The organism is Rouxiella aceris, assembly GCF_012933545.1.
In the GTDB taxonomy this organism is placed as follows: Bacteria; Pseudomonadota; Gammaproteobacteria; order Enterobacterales; family Enterobacteriaceae; genus Rouxiella; species Rouxiella aceris.
On record NZ_JAADJU010000003.1, the window covers coordinates 429,287 to 440,765 of the forward strand.

Here is an 11,479-nt window from a genome sequence, read left to right on the forward strand (position 1 = left end):
GCTTCAATTAGTTAGATTGTTACAATAATAGGATGATAATGGATGCAAACGCGATAATTTATCATTTAATATGCCAGATAACTGTGGTAACCATGGGATAGTCATGGGACAAAGTACCAATCCGAGAGAAGGAGCCACAATGAACGGCATATTTAAAACGGCAATGATCGCCGTCTTCAGCCTGGTGCTGTGTAGTGAAGTGCTGCTCACTGCCGAGGCGGCGACGCGACCACTGGCGTTTATGCAGGATAATCAGTTGGCTGAGATCAAGCAGCAACTTGCCGAGGGGACAGCGGCGGTGCCAACGCGGGAGGCTTATGACCAACTGCTGGCCAGCGCGGAACATGCGTTGCTCCAGCCTGATTTCAGTGTGACTGACAAGGGCATGACCCCACCCAGTGGCTCAAAACATGATTATTTAAGCCTCAGTGCCTATTGGTGGCCGGATGGGGATAAACCTGATGGCCTGCCGTGGATACGTCGCGACGGCAAGGTCAATCCTGCCAGTAAAGATAACCAGAGCGACGGCGTGCGGCTGGCGGCCTTTACCGCCCGGGTACAGGATCTGACCCTGGCCTGGTATTTCTCCGGTCAGCAACGTTTTGCCGACAAGGCCGCCAGCCTGCTGCGTACCTGGTTTATCAATCCGCCAACGCGCATGAACCCCAATCTTAATTATGCGCAGGGTGTGCCCGGCATCGCCTCTGGCCGTAATGCCGGGGTGCTTGATGGACGCTATTTTGCCACCCGTATTGTCGATGCCTTGCTGATGCTGCACGGCAATCCGGCCTGGTCCGCTGAAGATGAACAACAAATGCACCAGTGGATGACGGAATATTTACGCTGGCTACAGCACGATCCTCTGGCACTAAAAGAGCGAAAAACCGGCAACAACCATGGCAACTGGTATGCCACCCAGGTGGCGGGCATTGCCTGGTATCTCGACAAGCCCGAGGCGATTGCGCAAATGGTGGCGCTGACGCAAGGCAAACTGGACAGTCAGTTAACCGCAGATGGCAGGCAGCCGCTGGAGCTGGCGCGTACGCGCTCGTTTCATTACAGCTATTTCAATTTACAGGCGGTAACGCTGTTGGCGGTGTTGGCGCAGAAAAATGGTATCGATCTTTGGCATTATCAGACGCCAACCGGTAGTGGGGTATTGCGCGCGCTGGATTTTCTTGCCCCCTATAGCGATCAGACCAAAGTCTGGCCGTATAAAAGTCTCGATCGTATCGGTGTACGCATAGTGCCGCTGCTGTCATGGGCGGATAACGCCATCGCTCAGCCGCGTTATGCCCGGCAGATCCTGGCGGCCAGTTATCGCCTGGCAGCGCCAAACCTCGGGCAGGGCCATAAGACAGGGGCGCGGCCTGACGCCGCGCGTGGAGCAATAATTGAAGCACAACGTGAAACCTGGCTGCTGTCATTACCTTTGTCGGCGGCAGGTTTTACACCCCCGACGCCATTACCGTCACCAGGCAAATAAAAGGACGGGCATTAGAATATATGCCCGCCTTACTGCGGATTAAGCTTCGCCTCCTTTACCCGCCAGCAGCGCGAGAAAATCGTATTTTTGCTGCAAATCTTTCTCGGCGGCCGCATAGAGCTGCTGGGCCACCTCCGGCTGCTGGGTATTGAGTCGTCTAAAGCGTTGCTCGTTATTTAGCGTCTCACTGAGATTGCTGTTTGGCGGTCTGGAATCGAGCGCCAGCGCCGCTTTGCCTTCTGCCACCCGGCGTGGATCAAAACGATACAGTGGCCAGAAACCGGTAGCAGTCAGTTGTTTCATCTGATCGTGACTGAGCGCCAAATCGTAACCATGTTCCTCGCACGGGCTGTAAGCAATAATCAGCGAAGGGCCTGGGTAGGCCTCGGCTTCCTGGATAGCCTTGACCGTTTGATTTAACTGCGCCCCCAGCGAGATTTGCGCCACGTAAACATGACCGTACATCATTATATTGACGCCGAGATCCTTGCGTGACTTGCGCTTGCCTTGCTCGGCAAACTTGGTGACGGCCCCCAGCGGCGTGGCCTTGGATTGCTGACCGCCAGTGTTGGAATAGCACTGAGTATCGAGTACCAGCACATTGACATTTTCCGTCAGGCTTAACACATGGTCGAGTCCGCCGTAGCCGATATCGTACGCCCAGCCGTCGCCGCCGATCATCCAGATAGATTTATCCACCAGGTAATCGGCATCAGTTGCCAGTTGTTGCGCATCCACACTATCGAGGCTGGCGAGCAGGGTACGTAGCACCGCGATCTGCTGGCGCTTGTTTTCGACGCTCAGCGTCTCATCACGCAATGCCGCCAGCAAGTCAGTTGGAATATGTTCAGCCAGTGTGGTCAGCAAACGCAATACCCGTGCACGATGCTGATCGACGGTTAAACGAAAGCCCAGGCCAAACTCGGCGTTATCTTCAAACAGCGAATTTGCCCATGCCGGTCCGCGCCCTTCGGCGTTGGTGGTATACGGCGTAGAGGGCAGGTTACCGCCGTAAATGGAGGAACAGCCGGTAGCATTGGCAATCAACAGACGGTCGCCATACAGCTGGGTCAACAGCTTGATATAAGGCGTTTCGCCACAGCCGGAACAAGCGCCGGAGTATTCAAACAACGGTGAAATAAGCTGTGAAGTGCGAATATCGATCCGTTCCAGGCTGGCGACATCAATTTCCGGCAGTTGCAAAAAGTACTCATAGTTGGCTTTCTCGGCAACCAGATGCTCAATGCGATCGGCCATATTGATCGCCTTGATTTGCGGGTCGTTGCGATCTTTGGCCGGGCACACTTCGACACAGAGATTACAGCCAGTGCAATCTTCGGGAGCCACCTGCAACACGTACTTCTGGCCTCGCATATCGCGGGATTTGACGTCCAGAGATTGCAGGGTGTCCGGTGCCGCGCTCAGAGCCTCGGGTTGCACCACTTTGGCGCGGATGGCCGCGTGCGGACAGGCGGCAACGCAGTGGTTGCACTGGGTACAAAGATCGGGCTGCCAGATCGGCACTTCTTCGGCAATATTACGTTTTTCCCACTGTGTGGTCCCGGTCGGCCAGGTGCCATCAGGTGGAAACGCCGATACCGGCAGGGCATCACCCAACCCGGCCAGCATCGCGGCGGTAACGGTTTTAACAAAGTCCGGCGCTTTATCCGAGACAATCGGCGGTCGTTTATGGCCCTGTTGCGGGATGGCCTGCAAGGGAATGGCAATTAACTGCTCAAGGGTGGCGGCCATCGCCTGCCAGTTGCGCTCTACGACCTCCTTGCCCTTGCTGCCATAGCTGCGTGAAATCGCATCGGTCAGTTGCCGTTGCGCGACCTCGGTGGGCAGGATCTGGCTAAGATGGAAAAACGCCATCTGCATGACGGTATTAATACGAGCGCCAAGCTGGCATTCACGGGCGATTTTTGCCGCATTGATAATATAGAAACGGGCTTCGCGCTGGCGCAAGACCGATTGCACTTCCAGCGGCAGGCGCTGCCAGACTTCTTCTGCGCTAAATGGCGTATTAAGCAAAAAGATCCCCTGCGGACGCAGTCGCTCTGCCATTTGGTACATATCGATAAACTGCCATTGGTGACAGGCGACAAAGTGTGCCTGGCTGACCAGATAAGCCGACTGGATCGGTTTTTCGCTGACGCGCAGATGGGAAACGGTCAACCCGCCGGCTTTTTTCGAGTCGTAGACAAAATAGCCCTGGGCATAGAGGTCGGTGGAGTTACCGATGATCTTGATATTGTTTTTGGTGGCGGAGACGGAACCGTCGCTGCCGAGGCCGTAAAACAGTGCTTCCAGCGAGGCATGCTGCGGCAACGCCTGCTGATTGACCGGTAACGACAAGCCGGTAACATCATCATAAATGCCCACGGTAAAGCGCGGGCGCGGCATATCCCGTTGTAATTCGTCAAATATCGACAGTACACAGTCAGGGCCAAACTCTTTTGACGACAGGCCGTAACGACCACCTATCACTGTGGGTAACAGCGGACGTTCGCCGCGGCTAAAGGCTTCGGCCAGCGCGGTCATCACATCGAGATACAGTGGTTCGGCCAGGGCCCCCGGTTCTTTGGTGCGGTCGAGTACGGCGATTTTTCTGGCGCTCAGCGGCAGGCAGGCCAGCAGGTGACGGGCACTGAAAGGGCGATATAAGCGGACTTTTAGCACGCCGACTTTTTCACCGCGCGCCCGCAGAGCTTCAATCACTTCCTCACAGGTACCGATAGCCGAGCCCATCAATACCACGACACGCTCTGCCTGCGGATCACCAATATATTCAAAGGGTTGATAGTGGCGGCCGGTAAGCGTGGCAAACTGCGCCATGGCGTTTTCGACATGTTCGATGCTTTGCGCATACCACAGGTTGGTGGCTTCCCGTGATTGAAAATAGGTATCAGGATTGGCGGAAGTGCCGCGGATCACTGGATGATCCGGCGACAAGGCGCGAGCACGATGGGCAGCGATTTGCGACTGTGGCAGCATTTGTTGCAGCGTGTCATCGTCAAGGGGCTCAATTTTATTGATTTCGTGGGAGGTGCGGAAACCGTCAAAAAAGTGAATAAACGGAATACGGCTGTTAAGGGACGCAACCTGAGAAATCAGCGCGAAATCTTGTGCTTCCTGGACACTACTGGCGCACAACAGGGCACAACCGGTTTGTCGCACCGCCATAACATCGGAGTGATCGCCAAAAATAGACAAAGCATGGGTTGCCACGGTGCGTGCCGCGACGTGCAGTACAAAGGGGGTTAACTCACCGGCCAGTTTGTACAGTGTCGGGATCATTAACAGCAATCCCTGAGATGAAGTAAACGAGGTGGAGAGGGCGCCGGTTTGCAGCGCACCGTGCACGGTGGCAATGGCACCGGCTTCCGACTGCATTTCCATAACGCGCGGGACATCACCCCAGATATTTTTTCGTCCCTCACCTGACCAGGCTCCGGCAATTTCTGCCATGGTGGAACTGGGGGTGATTGGATAAATGGCAATAACCTCATTGGTGCGGTAAGCCACGGAGGCAACGGCATTATTCCCGTCAGTGGTGATCATCAGTAAACCTTTTTCTAAACAAGCGACGAACGGGAATACCCCTAAAATTCGTCAGGATAGTAAAAGTTTAGCAGAGGAAGAATTCTGACCTTTATCAGGATTGTGTTACGCCGCGACTCACAGCTAACCCCAGAAGACTAATACAGAAATTCAGGTAACAGGCGCAAACTCGACAAGCAGAACAAATCAACCAGAGAAATCATTACTGATTGTCGGTGATTTTTTAGGAAAAAACGCTATTTACTTCTCGCTGGCTCTCGACGGCAGCAGAAAAGCTCGGCTATGATGACTGTCGTTAAAATTATTGAAATATTCATCCGGGAGCAGGGTTGATGAAAACTGCGTTTAAATTATTACTGGTTAGCACGACGTTGCTATTGGCCGCATGCAGCAGTAATAAAGAGACGGCGGAAGTACCGCAAAAGGGTAACAGTTTTAATATCTCTCACCGTAATCAGGATGCCAATAGCCCGGTGGCCGCAGCCTGTTCGCTGGCCGGTGGCAGCTTGCAGCTTTCCCGTCAGTTAGACGGCAGCTCGGTGGGGATGTGTCAGATGGCTAATGGCCGGCGTTGTATGCAAGGGGCGTTGCTTAGCGGGGCCTGTTCCTAACCCCCCCTGCGCCCTTGACGCCGTGGCGGTGTTGGCTGCCCTCGCTCACCCGAATCACTGACTAATGTCAGCTCATCGGGATTCACTCAGTTGCCGCCTTGCCACAACGCCACGGTTTATTTTCCTTAATTAACCCACTCTTTAAGCTGGTAGATCAGTTGATGCTGGCCCTGGGTCAGCGTGAGTGTCTGCGCCTGCAGGCTGACTTTCGCCCCTTTCTCCAGCATCTCGGCCAAGAGCATATCCCCCTGATTAAGCTGCGGGTCGGCACACAGCATGCGGGTGGACATCATCGGTTTTACCGTCAGCACATTGTCTGCCAACTGACCTTGGCCGTTAAAGCGGTTACACATCTTGCCGGAAACGTGCATATTCTCGCCAAATTCCAGCGTCGGTTTTTGCGGGTTTGGTGTATTAATTGCTGCGCCGTCAATGCTGACCAGTTCATAACGATGATGTTGCAGAGTGTCGGCGCTAAGGCGAGGGTGGCTACAGCCGCTAAGAGTAACGGCAGCCAACAGTGTGATTATGGCGGTTTTGTTCATCTTTTCTCCTGAAGAAACATCCTTGAATTTCAGTGTGTTCGGTACTTAATTTTGCTTAAGTACCGAACAGGATGACAATAATAACCAAACTTTTGGCAGAAATCTTTCGAAAATCTGCCAGCTAACTTAAGCCGTCACCAGATTCGGGCAATTCTCATGGTGACTAAGCTGCGTGACATTGAGCAGCGTGGTTTCCGAGATACTGGTCAAGGCTTCACTGGTTAAAAATGCCTGATGACCGGTAAACAGCACGTTATGGCATGAGGATAAACGGCGGAATACGTCGTCCAGTACCACTTCATTGGATTTATCTTCAAAGAACAGATCGCGTTCGTTTTCATAGACATCCATCCCCAACGCGCCAATTTTCTGCTGTTTGAGGGCGTCAATGGCTGCGCTGGCATCCAGTAACCCGCCGCGACTGGTATTAACGATCATCACGCCATCCTTCATCTGACTGAAGGAATCCTTATTGAGCATATAGTGGTTTTCCGGGGTCAGCGGGCAGTGCAGCGAAATAACATCCGACTGTGCATACAGCGTTTTCAGATCCACATACTCGGCGCCCAAATCCAGCGCCTGGGGATTGGGATAGGGATCGAATGCCAGAATGCGCATGCCAAACCCTTTCAGAATGCGCATGGTGGCCACGCCGATCTTGCCGGTGCCGATAATCCCGGCGGTACGCTGATACATATTAAAACCGGTCAGACCCTCGAGGGAGAAATTTGCCTCACGGGTGCGTTGATAAGCACGGTGAATATGACGATTAAGACAGAGCATCATGCCGACGGCATGTTCAGCCACAGCTTCCGGCGAGTAGGCAGGAACGCGCACCACCTGAATACCCAGCTCTTTTGCCGCATCCAAATCGACATTATTAAAGCCAGCACAGCGCAGCGCCAGAATTTTGATCCCCATTGATGCCAGCTCGGTCAATACTTCGCGACTGCCGTCATCGTTAACGAAAATGCACACTGCATCACAACCTACGGCAGTTTTTGCCGTGTGTTTGCTCAGCATAAAATCAAAAAATACCAGTTCGTAATGATATTGCTCATTAACCAGCTCAAGGTATTTTCTGTCATAACTTTTGGTGCCATAGACGGCCAGTTTCATGCTTGATGCTCCAACAAGTGAATAATCCATTTTTAAGAAACACATGGTTTAAAACTAGCACTGTGCAAGGTGACAAACAAAGGGTAAGCGAGGGAAACGTGCCTTTTTATGCTATCTTGCAGCTGTTAAGAGCATAACAGGGCGTTACATGAGGAAAGGACTTAAACATCTCATTGGGATCTTGCTGGCAACGGCGGCACTGGTGTTACTGCTGCTGGCCATTGCCTGGAAAACGATACCCCAGTGGTTACCCGCCGTTGCCCGCCATTGGTTGCCGAGTGGATCACAGCTGGCTATCTCGGCTCCTCCCGTATGGACACAGGGCGAGTGGCAACTGCCAGACCTGCAATATTCGGCGCAGGGCTGTGTGTTGGTCAAGGCACAAAATGTTCGGTTACAGCGGCAGGCCGGGCGCTGGCAACTGCAACTCGATAGTCTGGATCTCGCCAGCGACTGCCTGGCTTCTTTACCTGCAGGTGAACAAAACAGCACGGCGCTTTCCTTGCCAGCGTTGCAAAAACAGTTGCCGCCGGGGGAGTTGCATATTGCCAGATTGAGCGTGACGCCCTGGCAACAGTATGCCGGCGATCTGCTGTTGAGCAATAACGGACAGCAACAAAGGCTGCATTACCAGGGATCGTCACTAAGCTTTGATGCCGAGTTGGACGACCAGCAGCAACTCAATATTCACTCCCTGACGGTGCTTCCTCCCGGTGGTGCACAACCCTGGCAGCTTGCCGGTAAGCTGACCCTGCCTGTCGATCTTGATCGGCTGCCGCTGCGCGGCGAACTGCATGGTCAAATGCAGACACTGGCGGTGCCTCAGCCGCTGAATATCAGCCTTAGCTGGCAGGATGTGCAGGGTGAACTGCGCGTCAGCGAACAGGGTGAAAACCTGCCGTTGCTCAGTTTGCCCTGGCAATTGGGTGAAAAGCAGCTGACCATTACCCAAGGGCAGTGGCGCTGGCCTTATGCCGCACAGCCGTTATCGGGGGGAGTCAGTCTCACCTTGAATAACTGGAGTGATAATCTCAATCAAACCACCTTGACCGGCAGATTAAACGTCTTGACCCAGGGGCATAACGGTAAAGGCAATGCCGTGCTCTCTCTTGGCCCGGGTAAAGTGGGTTTGCTCGATAGCGATATCAATTTTCAACTGACCGGCCAGGCGAATCTGGCGCAGATTTCCCTTAGTGCTTCATTTCCCGGTACGCTCAGTGGATCGCTGTTAAATCCGCAGGTGGCTCTGCACAGCGGGGCGCTGCTGCGCGCCTGGGGAAAACCAACGCCGAGCTTAACCTTGCAGGATGCGCGCTGGCCGCTGGCCGGGGTAAAAGTCAGCGCCGAAGGCATCAGCGGACCACTGCAAGCCATTGTGCGCGCCGAGGATCATTATTGGGGGGCCTTTAATCTGCACCTTAACGGCAAGTCGCAGACTTTCTGGCCGGATAAGGGACGCTGGGATTTCAACTACTGGGGCAAGGGGAAATTACCGCCGCTTAATGGCCAGTGGGATGTGGCAGGTAAAGGCAATTGGCAAGATACCCTGCTGACGATTACTAGCCTGTCTACCGGCTTTGACCGTTTACATTATGGCCTGGTCAATGTTGAGGCTCCGCGCCTGAGCTTAACGCAGCCGCTCTTTTGGCAACGTCCGTTGCCAGCGGGAATGGCTGCGACACAGAGTACTGCTACCCCTGATTTTCACGGCGCATTGCAGCTGGTGGCCCATAAAATTTCGTTGGAAAATGGCGGCTATTTACCGGCGGCCACGCTGACGTTGGGCTTTAAGGGCGATGGTCCGATGAATCTTATCCTTGATGGCCAACTGGCGGCGGAGCCTGTCGGTCCGATCCGCCTGAAGGGGCGCTGGGACGGGGAACGTCTGCGCGGTCAGGGCTGGTGGCCAAAACAGGATTTGACCGTTTTTCAAAGCTTGCTGACGCCAGATCTGAATATTAAATTACGCGGCGGCAGTTTCTATGCTCAATCGGCCTTTTCGGCAGCGCGCGGGCAGGGATTTATCGCCGGTGGCCACTGGGTGGTCAAAGACGGCAGTCTGTGGCTAAAAGACGGTGATCTAAGCGGTCTCGATTTTTCTCTCTCCTACCGACTGAAAGATCAACACTGGCAGTTTGGCCGCAAGCAGCCGGTCAGCTTGCGCATTGGTGAACTTAATAACCTGTTTGCGATGCAAAATATCACCATGCAGCTGCAAGGCAGTTATCCCTGGAGCGAAAGGGCACCGCTGTTGCTCAGCAATGTTGGTATGGATGCGTTATTGGGTCATATCAGTCTGTCATCGTTGCGTTTACCGCAGCACGATGCGGCGGTGCTTAAACTGCAAAAAATCGACCTCAGTGCGCTGTTAACGGCGCTAAAACCCAAACAGCTGGCAATGTCGGGCCGGGTCAATGGTGAGCTGCCGTTGTATGTCGATAACCCGCGCTGGTTGATCCATGACGGCTGGATTGCCAATGATGGCGGTCTGACGCTGCGACTGGACACCCAGTTTGCCGAGGCGATGGCGGCAGGCAATATTGCCAATCGGCTGGTGGTTGAATGGCTACGCTATATGGAGATCCATCGTGCCAATGCCAAGGTCAGTCTCGATAATCTCGGCGAGTTAACCATGGCGGCACAGGTCAACGGTATAAATAATATCGGTCACCAGAATCGGGAAATTATTCTCAATTACACTCATCAGGAAAATATCTATCAGCTGTGGCGCAGTTTGCGCTTTGGCGACAATTTGCAGGAGTGGCTGCAACAACAACTGTCAACCTCGAGTCCCGTTGGGTCCGAGACGATCAACAAGGATAATGACGTGAGGAAGCACCCATGATTCCCATCCCTCTCTGGACGGCACCGCTGCTGATGCTATTGCTCTCAGGCTGTGTGCCGCGAATTGAACTTGCCGCCCCCTCGGCGCCCATTACCATCAATATGAATGTGAAAATTGAGCACGAAATTCATATCAAGGTCGATAAAGACGTTGAAACCTTGCTGAAAAATAACAGCGATCTTTTTTAAGGAGCCTGCAATGAAATTGGCAACAAGCAAAGGCCTGACATTGATCCTCCTGCTTTGCGGCTGGCTGTTTTGTGGTACCGCGCTGGCCTTAACGGTAGATCAGGCCAAACAGCAGGGACGGGTGGGGGAAACGCTCCCCGGCTATCTGGCGGCGGTGCAGCAAGACGGCGAAACGCAGGCGTTGGTGACGCGCATCAATCAGGGGCGAGAACAACAATATCAGCAGGTGGCGAAAAATAATCAGGTCAGCACCGCCGACGTGGCCAGGTTGGCCGGGCAGAAACTGGTGGCTCGCGCTGGCAAGGGAGAGTTTGTTCGCGGTATTAACGGACAATGGCTGCAAAAATAAGAGTTGCCAATCACCGGCCATAAAAAAGCGCGCTTCCAAGGGGAGAAGCACGCAATGGTTACTACAACGCTATCGATACCATAAGATTCTAAAGTGAATTACCCGATAGCGAAGCGGGTGGATCAGGCAGCGGCAACTTGTTTGATGGCAGCATCAATGGCAGCTTTGGCATCAGCCTGTGCTTTGGTCGCCACTTCAGGACCGTAAGCGATACCTTCAGCAAAGACAAATTCTACGTCGCTCATACCAAGGAAACCGAGGAACAGGCTCAGGTAAGGGGCAACCAGATCGGTTGGCGTGTCTTTATGAATGCCGCCACGGCTGGTCAGCACGATCACACGTTTGCCTTTCACCAGACCTTCCGGGCCTTTTTCGGTGTATTTGAAGGTCACACCAGCACGGGCTACCAGGTCGAAATAGTTTTTCAACTGAGTAGGAATGTTGAAGTTGTACATTGGTGCAGCAATAACGATCACGTCGTTGGCCTGCAGCTCAGCGATCAGTTCGTTAGACAGCGCCAGCGCTTCTTCTTGACGCGGAGTCAATGGGGCATCGGAAGGACGCAGTGCGCCAACCAATTCACCGTCAAGCACCGGAACCGGGTCGGCGGCCAAATCACGTACGGTAACCTGAGAGGCGCTGTTGGCTGCCTGGAATTGCGCAACGAAGTAGTCGGCCAATTGGTTAGACTGTGAGAAGTTAGCCAGGATACTTGATTTTAAAACCAGTACTTTACTCATTAATAATTCCTTCTGAGTGAATGTCATACAAG

At 53.6% G+C, this 11,479-nt stretch carries 9 protein-coding genes; 5 read left to right on the top strand and 4 right to left on the bottom strand.

Annotated elements, in window-relative coordinates; translation table 11 throughout:
* Positions 1 to 139 precede the first annotated feature (139 nt).
* Positions 140 to 1,486, top strand: a complete 1,347-nt coding sequence (locus tag GW590_RS07880; protein WP_169402462.1) for an alginate lyase family protein — start codon at positions 140 to 142, stop codon at positions 1,484 to 1,486.
* Positions 1,487 to 1,525: 39 nt separating this feature from the next.
* On the opposite strand, the gene nifJ is transcribed toward GW590_RS07880, so the two are convergent.
* The gene (nifJ, locus tag GW590_RS07885) at positions 1,526 to 5,050 is read right to left on the bottom strand and encodes a pyruvate:ferredoxin (flavodoxin) oxidoreductase (protein ID WP_169402463.1); all 3,525 of its coding nucleotides are present in this window, start codon (positions 5,048 to 5,050) and stop codon (positions 1,526 to 1,528) included.
* Positions 5,051 to 5,382: 332 nt separating this feature from the next.
* Here nifJ and GW590_RS07890 point away from each other — a divergent pair, with 332 nt between their 5' ends.
* Positions 5,383 to 5,661: a putative hemolysin gene (locus tag GW590_RS07890; RefSeq protein ID WP_169402464.1), complete on the top strand. Its 279-nt coding sequence runs from the start codon at positions 5,383 to 5,385 to the stop codon at positions 5,659 to 5,661.
* A 125-nt stretch (positions 5,662 to 5,786) separates the two neighbouring features.
* Here GW590_RS07890 and GW590_RS07895 read toward each other — a convergent pair whose 3' ends face one another.
* Complete coding sequence (locus tag GW590_RS07895) at positions 5,787 to 6,206, bottom strand: META domain-containing protein (RefSeq protein WP_169402465.1); 420 nt, start codon at positions 6,204 to 6,206, stop codon at positions 5,787 to 5,789.
* Positions 6,207 to 6,332: 126 nt separating this feature from the next.
* Entirely contained in the window at positions 6,333 to 7,325 is a 993-nt protein-coding gene (locus GW590_RS07900; protein WP_169402466.1) for a 2-hydroxyacid dehydrogenase, read from the bottom strand.
* A 148-nt stretch (positions 7,326 to 7,473) separates the two neighbouring features.
* Here GW590_RS07900 and GW590_RS07905 point away from each other — a divergent pair, with 148 nt between their 5' ends.
* The 3 genes from GW590_RS07905 to GW590_RS07915 are packed head-to-tail and all read left to right on the top strand — an operon-like array spanning position 7,474 to position 10,707.
* Positions 7,474 to 10,170 (top strand): YdbH family protein, encoded by a 2,697-nt coding sequence (locus GW590_RS07905; RefSeq protein ID WP_169402467.1) that lies wholly within the window; start codon positions 7,474 to 7,476, stop codon positions 10,168 to 10,170.
* Positions 10,167 to 10,358 (top strand): YnbE family lipoprotein, encoded by a 192-nt coding sequence (locus GW590_RS07910; RefSeq protein ID WP_169402468.1) that lies wholly within the window; start codon positions 10,167 to 10,169, stop codon positions 10,356 to 10,358. Before GW590_RS07905 ends, GW590_RS07910 begins: the two co-directional genes overlap by 4 nt.
* Positions 10,359 to 10,368: 10 nt before the next feature.
* Positions 10,369 to 10,707 carry a YdbL family protein gene (locus GW590_RS07915; RefSeq protein ID WP_169402469.1) on the top strand — a complete coding sequence of 113 codons (339 nt, stop codon included), beginning with the start codon at positions 10,369 to 10,371 and terminating at the stop codon, positions 10,705 to 10,707.
* Between the two features lie 122 nt (positions 10,708 to 10,829).
* Here GW590_RS07915 and GW590_RS07920 read toward each other — a convergent pair whose 3' ends face one another.
* Positions 10,830 to 11,447, bottom strand: coding sequence for an FMN-dependent NADH-azoreductase (locus GW590_RS07920; RefSeq protein WP_169402470.1), 618 nt, complete (start codon positions 11,445 to 11,447; stop codon positions 10,830 to 10,832).
* Positions 11,448 to 11,479: the final 32 nt, after the last annotated feature.

Bases quoted from the DNA above. Each gene is read 5' to 3' on its own strand.
- GW590_RS07880 (WP_169402462.1), top strand. From the start codon at position 140: ATGAACGGCATATTTAAAACGGCAATGATCGCCGTCTTCAGCCTGGTG.
- nifJ (WP_169402463.1), bottom strand. From the start codon at position 5,050: ATGATCACCACTGACGGGAATAATGCCGTTGCCTCCGTGGCTTACCGC.
- GW590_RS07890 (WP_169402464.1), top strand. From the start codon at position 5,383: ATGAAAACTGCGTTTAAATTATTACTGGTTAGCACGACGTTGCTATTG.
- GW590_RS07895 (WP_169402465.1), bottom strand. From the start codon at position 6,206: ATGAACAAAACCGCCATAATCACACTGTTGGCTGCCGTTACTCTTAGC.
- GW590_RS07900 (WP_169402466.1), bottom strand. From the start codon at position 7,325: ATGAAACTGGCCGTCTATGGCACCAAAAGTTATGACAGAAAATACCTT.
- GW590_RS07905 (WP_169402467.1), top strand. From the start codon at position 7,474: ATGAGGAAAGGACTTAAACATCTCATTGGGATCTTGCTGGCAACGGCG.
- GW590_RS07910 (WP_169402468.1), top strand. From the start codon at position 10,167: ATGATTCCCATCCCTCTCTGGACGGCACCGCTGCTGATGCTATTGCTC.
- GW590_RS07915 (WP_169402469.1), top strand. From the start codon at position 10,369: ATGAAATTGGCAACAAGCAAAGGCCTGACATTGATCCTCCTGCTTTGC.
- GW590_RS07920 (WP_169402470.1), bottom strand. From the start codon at position 11,447: ATGAGTAAAGTACTGGTTTTAAAATCAAGTATCCTGGCTAACTTCTCA.